Origin of the sequence: Asaia lannensis NBRC 102526 (genome assembly GCF_024054035.1) — a bacterium.
GTDB lineage: Bacteria > Pseudomonadota > Alphaproteobacteria > Acetobacterales > Acetobacteraceae > Asaia > Asaia lannensis.
The window spans coordinates 59,249-74,453 of sequence record NZ_JAMXQU010000007.1; the positions used below are offsets into that span (position 1 = coordinate 59,249).

The following is a 15,205-nucleotide window of genomic DNA, read 5'->3' on the forward strand; positions in this document are numbered from 1 at the left end:
TGTGAGTGTGCCTGAGAATTCCGGGCAGCAGACGATGATGCACGATCTGGATGGAGACGGCACCGAGGCCCTGTCCAGGCTGGTCGAAGGTCTGATTTTCGCGAGTGCCGAGCCAGTTCCTGAACATGCACTCAAGCAGTTTCTGGCCTCGCAGGGTGCAGATGAGGCCCGTCTCGGCCCGGTTCTGGCGCGTGTCATCGCGCGTTATGAGGACCACGCGGTGGAACTCGTGGCGGTGGCGCGTGGCTGGCAGTTCCGCACACGTGCGGAAATTGCGCCCGCTCTGACGCGCGTTGTCGAGAAACCACGCCGTCTCAGCCGTTCCGCCATGGAAACATTGGCGATCATCGCCTATCATCAGCCCTGCACGCGTGCCGATATCGAGGGCATACGTGGCGTGTCGCTGAGCCAGACCGTACTCGATGCGCTGATCGAAGATGGACTGATCATGCCCAGAGGGCGCAAGGAAGTACCGGGACGCCCCATTTTATGGGGAACATCGTCACATTTCCTGAGCAGTTTCGGACTGAGCGATCTCAACGCCCTGCCGCGACGCGAGGAGCTTTTGCTCGATCCCGACGCATCGGGACGTAATGAGCGTATCGTCACCCAGAAGGGCATGGGCTAGACCGGAGCGGATCTGTACGATCCGGTTTTTGGAATGAGTGGGGAAGATGTTCGATTTTAGCTGGTCGGAAATTGCGCTGATCGTTGTTGTGGCGCTGGTTTTCATCGGCCCCAAGGACATGCCGACCGCCATTCGCGCCGTCAGCCGGGGTATCAAGGCGGTGCGCCGCATGGCGTCCGAATTTCAGGGCCATGTCGATGACATGATACGCGAAGCCGATCTGGGCGAGGCGCGCGATCATCTGCGCGACCTCAAGCGCTTCGATTTTCGCGACCGTATCGCACGCACGATCGATTCAGATCAGACGATCAGCAAAAGTCTCGATTTCACGCCGCCCCCCTCGCTTTCCTCACCGGCCCACGCAGCGCCTTCCGCCATTCCCGTATCGGGGCCGGGCGTGGCGACGACCGAGCCGCAGACATCTGTGGAGAAACCTGACGAACCGGGTGGTCCCTCCATTCTTCCGCCTTCCACGGCACGCCGTCTGCGCCACGAAGAAACCCTGTGGCACGCGCCTGCAATCATTCCGCCCATGCGCGTGATCCATAGCGGGCGCCGCGTCTCGCTCGATCCGCCCGCCGTGGACGCGCCGCAGACCGTGCCGCCTGTCGCTCAACGCTCTGCCAGTCATTCGGCAGCGCAGCCTGTGACTGAAGCATCGTCCGATCCAGATTCAACCGCCCCGATCCATGCTCATGGGGCGATCCAGCCTGAATGTCCGACAGCGCCATGACGAATAACGATTCTATCGATGACAAGGCCATGCCGCTTCTCGATCACCTGATCGAGCTGCGCAAAAGACTGATCTGGTCTCTGGCGGCGTTCATCGTTGCCTTTCTGGTCTGCTATCATTTTTCGGAACAGATCTATCTGTTTCTCGCCGATCCTCTGGCACGTATCATGCGTCAGCAGGGCGAGGAGCCGCATCTGATCTACACGGCGCTTTCAGAGGCGTTTTTCACCTATGTGCGTGTGGCCTTTTTCGGCGCGGCTTTCCTCTCTTTCCCCATCATCGCCATGCAGGCCTGGATCTTTATCGCTCCCGGTCTGTATCGTAACGAGAAGCGGGCTTTTGCGCCGTTTCTGATCGCAACACCGGTGCTGTTTCTGGTGGGGGCGACGCTCGCCTATTACTTCATCTTTCCCATAGCGTGGCGCTTCTTCCTGTCGTTCCAGACCGCGCCTGCGGGGTCGCATGGCATGCATATCGAATTGCAGGCCAAGGTCTCCGATTATCTGTCTCTGGTGATGAAGCTCATTCTGGCGTTCGGCGTGGCGTTCGAACTGCCCGTCGTTCTGACGCTTCTGGCGCGTGTTGGCATCGTGACTGCAGCGAGCCTGAAGAAATTCAGGCGTTACGCCATTGTCGGTGCATTCGTAATTGCCGCCGTACTCGCCCCGCCCGACGTGATTACCCAGGTGGGTCTCGCCGTGCCCCTGATCTTTCTGTATGAAATCTCGATCGTGACGGCCCGTTTTGCCGAGCCGCGCCCTGCGGCGATCGACTGAACCTGACAGGACACTATTCCAATGCATGACTTGCGCGCCCTTCGCGCCGACCCGGCTGGTTTTGATGCGGCTCTGGCCCGACGTGGCCTGTCGCCAGTGGCCGGCGATCTGGTCAGACGCGATGAGGAACGCCGTGCGGCGCTTCAGGCTCTTCAGGAGCAGCAGGCCCAGCGCAAGGTTCTGGCGAAAGAGATAGGGCAGGGCAAGAAGACCGGGCAGGATACGAGCGCGCTCGAGCAGAAAGCCGTCGAACTCCGCGATCATATCGCAGCTCTCGAGGTCAGCGCCTCGCAGATCGAGGGCGAGATCAGCGCGACACTGGCCAGCCTGCCCAATCGTCTGGATGAGAGCGTGCCCGAAGGGCGCGATGAAGACGCCAATCAGGTCGTTCACCAATGGGGTGATGTACCGGTTTTCGATTTCGAGCCCAGGCAGCATTTCGAACTCGGCGAGCAGCTTGGACTGATGGATTTCCCCACCGCATCCAAGCTGTCCGGTGCGCGCTTCACTGTGCTGCGTGGTGCTCTGGCGCGTCTTGAGCGTGCGCTCGGCCAGTTCATGCTCGACACACATACGCAGGAGTTCGGCTATAGCGAGACCATCGTGCCGCTGCTGGTCAACGATGCAGCCATGTACGGCACGGACAAGCTGCCCAAATTTGCCGAGGATTCGTTTCAGACCACAGATGGACGCTGGTTGATCCCGACAGCTGAAGTGCCTCTGACGGCCAGCGTCGCGGGCGATATTCTCGATGCAAAGACCCTGCCTTTGCGCATGACAGCATTGTCGAGCTGCTTCCGCTCCGAGGCCGGGTCGGCCGGGCGCGATGTGCGTGGCATGTTGCGGCAGCATCAGTTCAGCAAGGTCGAGCTGGTATCGGTCACGACACCGGAGGCCAGTGCAGACGAGCATGAGCGCATGACGCGCTGTGCCGAGACCATTCTCGAACGCCTGAATATTCCGTATCGCCGTATGCTGCTTTGCGCTGGCGATACGGGGTTCGGGGCTGCCAAGACCTTTGATCTGGAAGGCTGGCTGCCCGGACAGAACGCATGGCGCGAAATCTCTTCGTGTTCGAATACACGCGATTTTCAGGCACGCCGCATGAATGCGCGTTACCGCACCGAGAACGGCCCGGCTTTTGTGCATACGCTTAACGGTTCCGGTCTGGCTGTGGGCCGCACCCTGATTGCAGTTATGGAGAACGGACAGACGGCAGACGGGGCGATCGAGATCCCGGCCGTACTGCATCCCTATATGGGCGGTCTGACCCGCATCGGCTGAAAGAAGCGGGCGAAGGTTGCTGGCCTTTGCCCGTTTTTGCGCGCAGGGTCGCCCGATGCCCGGGCCAAAGCGGGTCGACGGGCATGATCGAAGTGACAAGGAAGATCACCATGCCTTTGACGGAACCGACATTACACGCTGATCGGCTGCTCGTATTGCTGCGTCAGATCGTGGGGACGCCCCATGTTCTGGTCGCCCCCCATGCGACTGCACCTTATACGAAGGGGTTTCGCTTCGGATCGGGACCGGTACGCGCTGTCATCCGGCCGCGCACGCTGGTCGAGTTCTGGCGCGCGGCAGAGCTCTGCGTAGCTGCCGGACAGATCATCATCGTTCAGGCGGCCAATACCGGCCTGACCGGCGGTTCGACACCCGATGGTGACGATTACGATCGCCCTGTCATTCTGTTCAACACGCGTCGTCTGCGCGGTATTCATCTTCTGGGTGGCGGAAAGCAGGTTATCTGTCTGCCCGGCACGACCCTGCACAAGCTTGAAACCGTTCTGGCCCGTCATGGACGCGAGCCGCATTCGGTAATCGGATCATCCTGCATAGGGGCATCCGTTCTGGGCGGGATCAGCAACAACTCCGGCGGTGCGCTGGTGCAGCGTGGACCCGCCTATACCGAAATGGCGCTTTACGGACGTGTGACGGCCGAGGGTCGACTCGAGCTGGTCAATCATCTGGGCGTGAAACTCGATAGCGATCCCGTCAAGGCTCTGGGCCGTCTGGAAAGCGGGGCGCTGACAGCGGATGAAATCGAATGGACCGGCGCGAAGGGGCATGACGAGTCGTACAAGACGCATGTACGCGACATCGAGGCCGATACACCTGCGCGCTATAACCAGGATGAGAAACGCTGGTTCGAGGCCTCGGGCAATGCGGGCAAGCTGATCGTTTTCGCCGTTCGCGTGGATACGTTCCCGGCCGAGAAGGATACGCAGGTCTTCTATATCGGGACCAACAGCACTTCCACGCTCGAGAAACTGCGTCGGCATCTCCTGACTGCGCATGAAGAACTGCCGATTGCGGGCGAATACATGCACCGTGAGGCGTTTCAGGTGGCTGAGGCATACGGTCGCGACACGGTGGCCCTGATCCGCTATGCGGGGACAGGCGTCATCCCCCGGTTATTCGCGCTCAAGGCCTGGGCTGACGATTTCTTTTCGAAAAGCCGCTTTCTGCCCTCTCATCTGACCGATCGTATCATGCAGAAACTGGGGCGCCTTCTGCCGCAGCAGATACCCGCCAGAATGCGCGATTTTGAAAAACGCTTCGAGCATCATCTCATGCTGCGCGTTTCCCGTCGTATTGCCGACGATGTGAAGACCCATCTGGCCGGGGCTATCTCGGGCGGAGAGGGAGACTGGTTTGCCTGTACTCCGGATGAAGGCACGCGCGCCTTCCTGCATCGTTTTGCCGCGGCGGGTGCTGCTGTGCGCTATCGCAATGTTCACGGTGACAGGGTGGGGGAGATCGTGGCGCTCGATGTCGCCCTGCGTCGCAATGATGAGAACTGGTTCGAGGTACTGCCAGAGCGCATTGCCTCACGCATAGAAACCACGCTCTATTACGGGCATTTTCTCTGCCACGTCATGCATCAGGATTATGTGCTGAAGCCGGGTGAATCAGCCGAAGCTGTAGAGCATGAAATGCTCGAACTGCTCGATAAGCGGGGCGCCCGTTACCCTGCGGAGCATAATCTCGGTCATCTTTACGAGGCGGGTGAGGCTTTATTGGGCCACTACCGGGATCTGGACCCTTGTAACTGTCTCAATCCCGGTATTGGAAAGTCGACCAAGAAGCGAAACTGGAAAGCAGAGAGTATCTGAGGAGGAGAGACAAAATGGGTGGCCCTGCGCATAGCCTGCGAAAGCGGGTGGCGGAGGGCCCTGGCGCACCTTTACGGTGGGCCGACCCCTGTATATTTGGCATCTGCAGAGAAAACCCGGACCGAGGTCATAGTTTTCGACGAAAATGTGCTTACGGAAAAACCAGACGACATATCTGTATTCCTTCTTCACATGGCGCACGATGCGCACTATTTTGCGTTGGCCGAACTTTACTTCATTCTCCAGAGTAATTTCTGAAGAATTATTTGAAGCGACTTCGGTTGCCGCAAAGAAAAGCTAGCGCGGTTTTTATGACGAATGGAAGAACTTTTTGCGTCGATTCCGGGAAAATCTTCTTCGGGGCCTGCTGGCCACGCCCATGCGAGAAGCCGCTACCGCTCTGCGCCTTGGCGATGAAGACGCGAAAAATCCAGTATTCAAGCCGTTTCCCGGACTTTAGCCGGATTGTCTGAGCCGGGCCTATACCGCCCTTGGCGGTGGTCGTCTTGCCGACGCGACTCCATTTTCTCGGCGTCTGCGGGAAGTGTGCAAGGGAGGCGCGCGCCGCGATCGCAGATAGGGCGGCGCGCAAACAGAAAGGCGCTCCCACCCTACCGGGTTGCAGCGCCTCGGGACTGCGCGTGGCGATACGTCGCAGCGATAGTGGGGATCAGTGCCTGTTGCGGCTGCCCTTTTTAACGCCACCACCGGGTTGGGGGCCGCGTCCGTTCCTCGGGCCTTTCTGCGTCGAAGCCGTACGACCGGTCGGGGCATCGCGATCCGAGCCGCTCGACCTGGTTGGTTCACGCCCAGATGGGCGGCCACCGAAACCGCGTTTGCCCCCGGGACGCTGACCGGGCGCGCCGCGCTTCTGGTGCTCGCGTTCGCGGCTCTGCTGGCGCAATACGGCTTCGATCCAGTCATTCAGTGTCGTGGTGTTGTCCTCGGCAGCCTGTTTGTCCGTATAGGCATCGGCAAAGCGCAGCGAGAGCCAGCGCCACGCCACAAGGCGCTTGTGACGCTTTTCAGCGCGTTCGAGTTCTTCGCGCCCGGCCTGTGAGGGCTGGACCAGTCGGCCCGTGCCGGGGGGCGGTACCCGGCGACCCGCAGCATGGTCGCTGGCCCAGCCGACGAGGCGCGAAATACCGTTATCACGCTCGTCGATAGGGCACATGGCGTAAACCCAGCGCTGGGTGAGCGAGAGCCCCTCGACACCTTCCAGTGCCGAGGCGATTTCGAAAGCCTGATCCATATCAGCCAGACGGTAATTGGGGTCATCGGCACGCAACACGGCGCGCTTGATGCGTACGAGCACGCCATAAAGGCTATCTGTCTCGATTTCTTCGGCCACGGCGCGCACGATATCGGCGTCGGGCTGAACGAGCGGACGCAGCTCGGTAATGGGCTCCGGCGGGGCGGTCAGCATCCTGCGTATGTGCGCCGGTGTGCCGGCCTCGCCCAGCACGGCGACGATACCGTTTTCATGATGCCCGTATCGCCCGGCACGCCCGCCGATCTGCTTGATTTCCTGCGCGGTCAGATCGCGTGTCTGCTTGCCGTCATATTTGCGCAGCGCGCTGAACACCACACGCTTGATGGACAGATTGAGGCCCATGCCGATGGCATCGGTTGCTACAAGGATTTCGGCCTCGCCATTATTGAAGCGTGCAGCTTCGGCACGACGCACTTCGGGGCTGAGGGCACCATAGACCACGGCCACGCGCTTGCCGAGCGTCAGCAGCTCGGCGCGCAGATCCAGCACCTCGCGACGGGAGAAGGCAATGAGCGCATCGCCCGCTTCGAGATCGCGCAGGCGCAAAGGTGCACCCGCCGCGCGAAGCGGCGATTTGCGTTCGAGGCTGATTTCGTCCAGCGGGTCATCGCAGAGTTCGGCAATACGCCTGATGAGCGGAATACAGTCTGGGGCGCCCAGAATGTACAGATGACGCGCTGGCACGCCCATGATTGCGGCAGTCCATGCAGCACCGCGATCGGGGTCCATCAGCATCTGCGCCTCATCGATCAGCGCAACATCGACCGGGTTATGGAAGGGGCACATCTCGACCGTGGCGGCCAGATGGCGCGCACCGGGGAATTCGATGCGTTCCTCGCCCGTGGCCAGAGAGGCCGGTACGCCGCGAGACAGCAGGGATTCGCGGAATTCATGGGCCAGAAGGCGCAAAGGTGCGAGGGCGAGACCGCTCTCGGCGTTGGCCAGAGCATTGAGCGCCGTATAGGATTTGCCCGAATTGGTCGGACCGGTCACCAGTGTGATGCGGCGCTTGAGCGAGCGGGCCGTGCGAAAATGCGCGACATAACGATCGAGCGCTGCCACGCGAGCAATCACGGCATTGCCAACCTTGCGCCCAGCCAGTGCAGGCGTGCCGCGTTCACCCCCGCGCCATTCGGACAGTTGCGAGCGCAGACGACGCAGGATCTCGGGATCGAATTCGAATTTTTCGGTGCCGTCGGGCTGGGGCGTGCGTCGTGTGACCGGCAGGCGGTTTTCTGCAATCCAGCGCAGGGCCTCACGCGGGGTACAGTGCAGGATGGCGGGCACCTGATCGAACCCGACAAGGCTTTCTTCCCACGCCTTGAGGCGCTCGTTCTCGCGCTTGCGTCGTGCCTCGGCACGGGCCTCGATACGCTCTTCCTCTTCGCGTCGCGCTTTTTCGCTGGCGATCAGTTCGGCTTCGAAGCTGGTATCTTCCACGCCGAATGCCGAGGCAATCACCTGAGCCAGACGGTCGATCTGCCCGCCGGACAGGAACGTGCCCGCATCGGTCAGATCGGCCTGAACGGCCTCAAGCACATCGCGCGGCGTGTGGCCCATATCGCGAAAACGCGCGGCCAGCGTGTCATCGAGCGTGGCACGCAGCAATTCCGGCGTGGCGCGCGGGTCATGCACGCGGCTGACCGCATCCAGCATATCCGCCTTGCCGATCCAGAGCTCACCCGCACGTCGGGTCAGATTCATCAGCTGCGCTGCCCACTCCTTGCGTCGCACGTCGCAGATCAGGCGTTCGTATTCCGAGGCGAGAATGGTGTTCGTCCCCGGCACGAGACTTCTTGCGATCAGTTTGAGCAGCCGTGGCTCCTCCTTGGGGGAGGGGGAGAGGCCGGTTTCCTCGATCGCAACGGAGAGCGCGTGATCGGCGGGGGAGAGTGCTGAATCCATAGAAGCGTTTGTGCGTTATGACACGCTTTGCTGCAACGGGAGACTTGCAGCCCGGAACGTTTCGTTTTCCTATACGCGACCGAAACGATACGCCGCGGCGTGTCCTGTGCGACGCGATACTAAGGAGAACCCAGTGCGGTTCAGACAAGCCTCAAGATTTCCTGCTTTCCTCGCCCTCGCTGCCCTGATGGGCGGCACGGCGCTCGCTGCCCCCGATGCACCGCCGCCGCATATGGGGCCACCGCCGCCTCCGCCCGGCCCCAATGGCGGCCCCGATGGCGTCCCCGGTGAGGTGCATGGCCCGGCTTTTCTGATGAAGCCACAGCATGTTCTGAGCGATGGCAGTGTGACCATTCGCGGGCAGGCTGTGCCCTATCAGGCGGAATCCGGCACGCTGATCGTGCATCCCGATGGCTGGGACGACGCCAATCCCGACCCGAAAATGCCTCAGGCCGTCGCCTCCATTTTCTACGTCGCCTATTTCAAGAAGGGCGCGCATCCCGAAAACCGCCCGATCACCTTCGTCTATAATGGCGGGCCCGGTTCTGCGACGGTCTGGCTGCATATGGGTGCGCTCGGCCCCAAGCGTGTCGTGACATCGGACGATGTGCATACCCCCGCAGCCCCATACAGACTGGTCGATAACGATGATTCCCTGCTGGACTCGACCGATCTCGTCTTCATTGATGCACCGGGCACGGGTTTCGGTCGTGTGATCGGCAAGGATCGCGACAAGGCGTTTTACGGTACCGACCCCGATGCAGCCGCCTTCACCGACTTCATCGCGCAGTTTCTTGCCCGTCACGGGCGTTACAATTCGCCCAAATACCTGTTCGGCGAGAGCTATGGCACGACGCGTTCGGCCATTATTGCCAATGCACTGGCCAATGAGAAAGGCATCGACCTCAACGGCGTGATCCTGCTTTCCCAGATCCTGAATTACGGCAATTCCATCGATCGCGCGCAGGGCAACCCGAGTAACGACCAGCCTTATGTGCTTGGCCTGCCGAGCTTTGCCGCGACTGCCTGGTACCACCACAAGCTTCCTGACCAGCCTGCCGATCTCAAGGCCTTCCTGACCGAGGTCGAGCATTTCGCCCTGACCGATTACACCGCCGCCCTGCAGGATGGCACCGGCATCAGCGACGAAAAGCTCAAGGCTACGGCCGAGAAACTGCATCGCTATACCGGGCTGCCTGTCGATTATCTCATCAAGGCCGATCTGCGCGTGAATGGCGGCGAATTTGCCAAGACGCTTCTTGGCGATGAGGGGCAGGATACGGGTCGTCTCGACAGCCGCTTTTCAGGTCCGAGCATCGACCCTCTGGCCCAGCGCCCGGCCTACGATCCGCAATCTGCAGCCATGGAATCGGCCTATGTGGCGGCGTTCAACGATTATGCACGCAAGACGCTGCATTACGGGGCCGATCCGTCCTTCGGCGATGGCTATATGGAATATCGCGTGAGCGCCCATAGCATCGGCAAATGGAGCTTCACCCACAAGCAGCCCGACCAGCGCGGCCCGGCGCGTGGCGAGCCCAACGTGCTGCCCGATCTGGCCATGGCCATGAAAACCAATCCCTCGCTACAGGTCATGCTGAACCAGGGATATTACGATCTCGGCACGCCTTATTTCGAAGGGGTGTATGAAATGCGCCACCTGCCGATCCCGCGTGCGCTCGCGAAAAATATCGAGATCAAGCAATATGCATCGGGTCATATGGTCTATGCGCATCTGCCCGCGCTGAAGGAAATGCACGATAACGTGTCGCAGTTTATTGCAAGGACGCATCCAAAATCGTCGTAATAATTTAAAACAGGCGCAGCTGTGGGGTTTTCAAATGGCGGAAGGATGCTCTAGAAAATTCGCCACTTTGGGCGGTTTCAGACCGCCCACCCCCTGTTCCCTGCGAAAGAGTGCCAATGAACGCGCCTGTCTCTCTGCCGATGCCGACCATTGATGAGCCCCTGTCCGGCCTCTTGCCTGTCGAGGGTCATCCCGGCCAGTACCACCTTGCCCCCCCGAGCAAGGAATACGGGCATCTTCAGGCCTGTGAAGTGCTTAGCGTTCATCACTGGACCGACCGTCTGTTTACATTCACCTGCACGCGCGACCCCGGTCTGCGCTTCGAGAACGGCCAGTTCACGATGATCGGCATCGAGGTCGAGGGCAAGCCGCTTCTGCGCGCCTATTCCATCGCCTCGGCCAATTACGAGGAAGAGCTGGAATTCCTGTCGATTGCGGTGGAAGACGGCCCGCTGACCTCGCGTCTGCGCCATGTGAAGGTGGGTGACACCGTGCTGGTCGGCCGCAAGCCGGTCGGGACTCTGCTGCTCGACAATCTGCGCCCGGGCCGTAACCTCTATTTCCTCTCGACGGGTACGGGTCTTGCGCCCTTCATGAGCCTCATCGAAGATCCGGAATGCTACGAGCGTTACGAGAATGTCGTGCTGAGCCACACCGTGCGTGTGTCGGGCGAGCTGGCCTATATGAACCACATCCGTCACGATCTGCCGAAGCATGAATTCCTTGGCGAATATGTGTCCAAGCAGCTCAAATACTATCCGGCTGTAACGCGTGAAGAATTTGCCGTGACCGATCGTATCACCACGCTGATCGAGAACGGCAAGATCTTCGAGGATCTGGGGCTGCCCAAGCTCGATCCCGAGCATGACCGCGTGATGATCTGCGGTTCGCCCGAGATGCTGGCCGATACAGAAAAGCTCCTGCTCTCCATGGGCTTCGATGAAGGCAACATGAGCAATCAGGGGTCTTATGTCGTCGAGAAGGCTTTTGCGGAACGCTGAGCCCACCCGCCCCGTTCTGAACGGGCGCAAGACAGAGTGCTGACACGCCATGCGCGGCCGGGAGTCTTCCCGGCCGCGTTTTGTTTGATCGGCCATTTTCAACTGGAGAGAGCTTCATGCCCGATTTCGATCTTTTCGTCATAGGTGCCGGGTCTGGCGGTGTGCGCTGCGCACGTATTGCGGCCCAGCACGGGGCGAAGGTGGCTGTTGCCGAAAGCCGCCACTGGGGCGGCACCTGCGTCAATCTCGGCTGTGTGCCAAAAAAGCTGATGGTTTATGCCTCGGAAGGCCCCGAAGCTGCCGAGGATGCACGGGCCTATGGGTGGGATGTCCGGATCGGTGCGCATGACTGGCCGCGTTTCATCGCGGCGAAAGACAGGGAAATCGAGCGTCTCGACGGGATCTACAAGTCCATGCTGGGCAAGGCGGGGGTCGAGCTGTTTGTCGGGCGTGCGAAGCTGATCGACGCCAACACCATCGAGATCGGGCCGGGCCCACTGGACGAACAGGCCGAGCCCCGCCGTGTGACAGCAAAGCGTATCGTCATTGCCACGGGCGGTCGCCCGACACGCCCGCCGATCGAGGGCGCGGAGCATGCAATCATTTCGGATGAGGCATTTCACCTGAAGGAACGCCCGGAGCGTATCTGCATCATCGGGGGCGGGTATATCGGCATCGAATTTGCCGGTATTTTCTCGGGTCTGGGTTCGAAGGTCGATCTGGTTTTTCGTCAGGATCTGCCTTTGCGCGGGTTCGATACGGAATTACGCGAGAAACTGAGTGAGGCTCTGCCGCATCACGGTATTGCGGTTCATGCGGCTCAAAGCCCGGAGCGCATCGAAAAGCTGGGTGAGGGGCATTACCGCGTCATTCTGGGCAATGGTGAGACCATCGAAACCGATTGCGTGTTTTTCGCTACGGGGCGCAAGCCCAATATCGACGGGCTCGGCCTTGAGGCTGCCGGCGTGAAAACAAGGGACGGTGCTGTCTGTGTCGACGGGAACTCAGCCACCAATGTGGCTGGTATCTATGCCATCGGTGACGTGACGGATCGCATCAACCTGACGCCGGTTGCGATTGCAGAGGGTCATACCCTTGCCGAGACGCTTTTTGCCGATCACGCCAGAAGCTGGTCTTACGAAACGACGCCAAAGGCCGTGTTTTTCTCGGAACCCATGGCAAGCGTTGGCCTGACGGAGGAGGAAGCAGCAGCGAAAGCCGATATCGACGTCTTTACGGCCTCATTCCGTCCATTGCGTCAGACCCTGATCGGGCGCGATCGCAAGGCCTTCATGAAGCTCGTTGTCGAGCGCGAAAGCCAGAAGGTTGTGGGCGCCCACATGCTTGGCGATGCCGCTGCCGAGATGATGCAGGGCATTGCGATCGCCGTCACGGCCGGATTGCGCAAGATCGACTTCGACCGCACGATCGGCATTCATCCGACCACTGCAGAAGAATTCGTCACCATGCGCAGCCCGACCCGTCAGGTCGATCGACAGGGCTGAAGCGCTTTACCTCCCCCGGCATCGGCGGGGGAGGCGAGGCGATCAGATGCCGGTGCTGGACAGGAAGGCGAGCAGATCGCGGTTCAGTGCCTGGGCATCGGTGGCAAACAGACCATGGGGCGCGCTGTCATATTCGACATAGCGTGCATGGGGCAGTAATTCGCTGACGCGCTTGCCGGTCAGCTCGTAAGGTACGGTCTTGTCGCCCGTGCCGTGCACGACCAGCGTCGGCAGGGTGAAGGCGGACAGGTCGGGACGGAAATCGGTTCGGCTGAAAGAGTCGATGCAATCGAGTGTGGCGTTCGGGCTCGCCATGATGCCGAGCGTGAAGCTCCAGTCGATCAGTGCCTGACTGACGGGTTTGTGGATCAGGCTGACACCGTAAAAACCCTTCAGGAACTCAGCGAGGAAGTGAAAGCGGTCGCGCCTGATCTGCGCCTTGAACTCGGCAAACACATCGACCGGTACGCCATCGGGATTGCTCTGGTCCTGAAGCAGATAGGGCGCAACAGACGAAATCAGCGCGACGCCTGCAAGGCGTGAGGCGCCGTAACTGCTCAGATAGCGCGCGATCTCACCGCCACCCATGGAAAAGCCCACAAGCGTCAGATCGCTCAGATCGAGATAATCGATCAGCTCTGCCAGATCGGCGGTCAGGGTGTCGTAGTCATAGCCGCCATAAGGATGGCTCGACTGTCCGAAACCGCGGCGGTCATAGGTGATGACACGGTAACCGGCTTCGAGCAGGGCAAGCGTCTGGTATTCCCACATATCGCCTGTCAGGGGCCAGCCATGGATCAGCAGGACGGGGCGGCCCTGTCCCATATCCTTGAAGTGAATGCTGTTGCCATCGCGCAGCTTGAGTGAGGGCATAACGACAATCCTTTCCACAATGCCTTGTTCCGGCGCCTGTTCAGGCGCATCCGGAAATCGGGCGGTGAGCATGAAAGCATCAACCTGAGCGGAAGAAGGGAGTTCCGGCACGCTCGTGCGGCTGTGATGGCAATGCAGGATTACGCCAGGGGAAAGGGCCTGAAAGAGGCGGTCTGCCAGATGCGGGTCGCGTTATGCCGTGAACGCTGGCAAAGACTGGCGCATACCGACCCGGCGGATGCTGCCAGAGAGGCGGGGCGCCATGGAATGCCATGACATCACCGCAAAATCCTGTACGGGCAGGCAGGGAAAGTCAGCTGAAAAAAAACCAGCCGGGCAAGCCGACTGGTTGAGTGACCGGGATCAAAGGGCACCGGGTCAGGGATTACTGGCGCGGCGCGACCCAGCCATTGCCGCTCGCATCGCCAAGCTGGCCGCTCTGTACAGGGCTGGAATTGGAGTAGGCGGAGCCGAATTTGCTGAGATCGGCGCCTGTCACGGCGTCGCGCTGCACGTTATCGGCATGATCCGGATCGGGACCATGCTTGAATTCCGTGCTCGGTGCTTCCTGATAGCCGGGCGGCAGGGAGTGGCGCCCCTTGGCGGTCAGATGTTCGCCCTTGCCGTGATATTCCACGCCCGTATCGTTGCTGTTGTTCTGCGGGGCATGGGCTTCGTTCGGCGCATTCTGCCCCGTAAACTGGGCGAAAGCCGTGCCGGCAGGCAGAACAAACAGAGTGGCGGCCAGAAAGGCGCCGCGACGGAGCTTTGCCATGAAAGCTGTCCCTTGCAGTTTCGTCCCGCTGCGAAAGCCGCACAGGAGCATTGTATGCCATCTCGGAACGAAGCCGATCACTGGCGCTGATAACGGAATCAAGTAATTCGTGCGCATCGAGGCGGCAAGAGCCTATTATACGCTCCATCATGATGGATGACCTGTTTGCCCCCATACGTGCCAATGAAACGCTCGGCCTGGGCGCGGTTTTCTATCCGGGTGCAGCGCTGCATTATCAGCAAACCCTGATGACGCAGCTTCGAACCATCGTTGCAGAAGCGCCCTTACGCAGGCTGATGACCCCGGGCGGCCGGTTTTTCTCGGTCGAGATGACAAATTGTGGCACGCTTGGCTGGCATTCCGATCAGGCGGGCTATCGCTATGAGCCCCGCGATCCGCTCAGTGGGCATCCCTGGCCGGCAATGCCCGATAACTGGGCACGGTTTGCGCGCGATATGGCGGCTCGTGCCGGGTTCGGATCGTTCGACCCGCAGGCCTGTCTGATCAACTGTTATGCACCGGGCGCCCGGATGGGGCTGCATCAGGACAGGGACGAGACCGCACTCGACAGTCCTGTCGTCTCGGTGTCTCTGGGGCTTGAGGCGCGGTTCCTTTTCGGTGGCGCAAACCGTACCGACCCGACGCGCAGGGTCACGGTGCTGAGCGGCGATGTTATCGTCTGGGGTGGGAAATCGCGTCTTGCCTATCATGGCATTGCGCCGCTTCGCCCCGGGTATCACGAGCTGACGGGAGAGAGGCGCTGGAATCTGACCTTTCGCCGCGTGCGTGCGGGCTGACCCCTAGCCGGAACGC

General features: G+C 60.6%; 13 protein-coding genes. 9 read left to right on the plus strand and 4 right to left on the minus strand.

The window, feature by feature from the left end:
- Nucleotides 1-34: 34 nt before the first annotated feature.
- From scpB to dld, 5 genes are all read left to right on the plus strand, one after another.
- Nucleotides 35-628 (plus strand): SMC-Scp complex subunit ScpB, encoded by a 594-nt coding sequence (gene scpB / locus NF685_RS10260; protein WP_222548725.1) that lies wholly within the window; start codon nucleotides 35-37, stop codon nucleotides 626-628.
- 46 nt (nucleotides 629-674) lie between these two features.
- Nucleotides 675-1,361, plus strand: coding sequence for a Sec-independent protein translocase protein TatB (tatB, locus tag NF685_RS10265; RefSeq protein WP_306414241.1), 687 nt, complete (start codon nucleotides 675-677; stop codon nucleotides 1,359-1,361).
- Nucleotides 1,358-2,137: a twin-arginine translocase subunit TatC gene (gene tatC, locus NF685_RS10270; protein WP_406586336.1), complete on the plus strand. Its 780-nt coding sequence runs from the start codon at nucleotides 1,358-1,360 to the stop codon at nucleotides 2,135-2,137. The genes tatB and tatC overlap by 4 nt, the downstream gene beginning before the upstream one ends.
- Nucleotides 2,138-2,158: 21 nt before the next feature.
- On the plus strand, nucleotides 2,159-3,421 hold the full coding sequence (serS, locus tag NF685_RS10275) for a serine--tRNA ligase (protein ID WP_222546961.1): 1,263 nt from the start codon (nucleotides 2,159-2,161) through the stop codon (nucleotides 3,419-3,421).
- A gap of 110 nt (nucleotides 3,422-3,531) precedes the next feature.
- Entirely contained in the window at nucleotides 3,532-5,253 is a 1,722-nt protein-coding gene (gene dld, locus NF685_RS10280; RefSeq protein ID WP_222546962.1) for a D-lactate dehydrogenase, read from the plus strand.
- Nucleotides 5,254-5,515: 262 nt separating this feature from the next.
- On the opposite strand, the gene NF685_RS10285 is transcribed toward dld, so the two are convergent.
- On the minus strand, nucleotides 5,516-5,845 hold the full coding sequence (locus NF685_RS10285) for a hypothetical protein (RefSeq protein WP_222546963.1): 330 nt from the start codon (nucleotides 5,843-5,845) through the stop codon (nucleotides 5,516-5,518).
- A gap of 78 nt (nucleotides 5,846-5,923) precedes the next feature.
- Nucleotides 5,924-8,431, minus strand: coding sequence for a helicase-related protein (locus NF685_RS10290; RefSeq protein ID WP_252849550.1), 2,508 nt, complete (start codon nucleotides 8,429-8,431; stop codon nucleotides 5,924-5,926).
- 232 nt (nucleotides 8,432-8,663) lie between these two features.
- Here NF685_RS10290 and NF685_RS10295 point away from each other — a divergent pair, with 232 nt between their 5' ends.
- The 3 genes from NF685_RS10295 (at nucleotide 8,664) to gorA (ending at nucleotide 12,744) form a co-directional block, all read left to right on the plus strand.
- Nucleotides 8,664-10,238 (plus strand): S10 family peptidase, encoded by a 1,575-nt coding sequence (locus NF685_RS10295; RefSeq protein ID WP_222548726.1) that lies wholly within the window; start codon nucleotides 8,664-8,666, stop codon nucleotides 10,236-10,238.
- 116 nt (nucleotides 10,239-10,354) lie between these two features.
- Entirely contained in the window at nucleotides 10,355-11,239 is an 885-nt protein-coding gene (locus NF685_RS10300) for a ferredoxin--NADP reductase (protein ID WP_222546965.1), read from the plus strand.
- 116 nt (nucleotides 11,240-11,355) lie between these two features.
- A complete protein-coding gene (gorA, locus tag NF685_RS10305) occupies nucleotides 11,356-12,744 on the plus strand; it encodes a glutathione-disulfide reductase (RefSeq protein WP_222546966.1) in 1,389 nt (462 codons plus the stop codon).
- 42 nt (nucleotides 12,745-12,786) lie between these two features.
- Here gorA and NF685_RS10310 read toward each other — a convergent pair whose 3' ends face one another.
- Both NF685_RS10310 and NF685_RS10315 read right to left on the minus strand, forming a co-directional pair.
- Nucleotides 12,787-13,617 (minus strand): alpha/beta fold hydrolase, encoded by an 831-nt coding sequence (locus tag NF685_RS10310; RefSeq protein WP_222548727.1) that lies wholly within the window; start codon nucleotides 13,615-13,617, stop codon nucleotides 12,787-12,789.
- Nucleotides 13,618-14,002: 385 nt separating this feature from the next.
- Complete coding sequence (locus NF685_RS10315) at nucleotides 14,003-14,392, minus strand: hypothetical protein (RefSeq protein WP_252849551.1); 390 nt, start codon at nucleotides 14,390-14,392, stop codon at nucleotides 14,003-14,005.
- A gap of 152 nt (nucleotides 14,393-14,544) precedes the next feature.
- On the opposite strand from NF685_RS10315, the gene alkB reads away from it, so the two are divergent.
- Nucleotides 14,545-15,189: a DNA oxidative demethylase AlkB gene (alkB, locus tag NF685_RS10320; protein ID WP_252849576.1), complete on the plus strand. Its 645-nt coding sequence runs from the start codon at nucleotides 14,545-14,547 to the stop codon at nucleotides 15,187-15,189.
- Nucleotides 15,190-15,205: the final 16 nt, after the last annotated feature.

Coding starts and splice junctions, on each gene's coding strand:
- serS (WP_222546961.1), top strand. CDS start 2,159: ATGCATGACTTGCGCGCCCTTCGCGCCGACCCGGCTGGTTTTGATGCG.
- gorA (WP_222546966.1), top strand. CDS start 11,356: ATGCCCGATTTCGATCTTTTCGTCATAGGTGCCGGGTCTGGCGGTGTG.
- dld (WP_222546962.1), top strand. CDS start 3,532: ATGCCTTTGACGGAACCGACATTACACGCTGATCGGCTGCTCGTATTG.
- NF685_RS10310 (WP_222548727.1), bottom strand. CDS start 13,617: ATGCCCTCACTCAAGCTGCGCGATGGCAACAGCATTCACTTCAAGGAT.
- NF685_RS10315 (WP_252849551.1), bottom strand. CDS start 14,392: ATGGCAAAGCTCCGTCGCGGCGCCTTTCTGGCCGCCACTCTGTTTGTT.
- NF685_RS10295 (WP_222548726.1), top strand. CDS start 8,664: ATGGGGCCACCGCCGCCTCCGCCCGGCCCCAATGGCGGCCCCGATGGC.
- tatC (WP_406586336.1), top strand. CDS start 1,358: ATGACGAATAACGATTCTATCGATGACAAGGCCATGCCGCTTCTCGAT.
- alkB (WP_252849576.1), top strand. CDS start 14,545: ATGGATGACCTGTTTGCCCCCATACGTGCCAATGAAACGCTCGGCCTG.
- NF685_RS10300 (WP_222546965.1), top strand. CDS start 10,355: ATGAACGCGCCTGTCTCTCTGCCGATGCCGACCATTGATGAGCCCCTG.
- tatB (WP_306414241.1), top strand. CDS start 675: ATGTTCGATTTTAGCTGGTCGGAAATTGCGCTGATCGTTGTTGTGGCG.
- scpB (WP_222548725.1), top strand. CDS start 35: ATGATGCACGATCTGGATGGAGACGGCACCGAGGCCCTGTCCAGGCTG.
- NF685_RS10290 (WP_252849550.1), bottom strand. CDS start 8,431: ATGGATTCAGCACTCTCCCCCGCCGATCACGCGCTCTCCGTTGCGATC.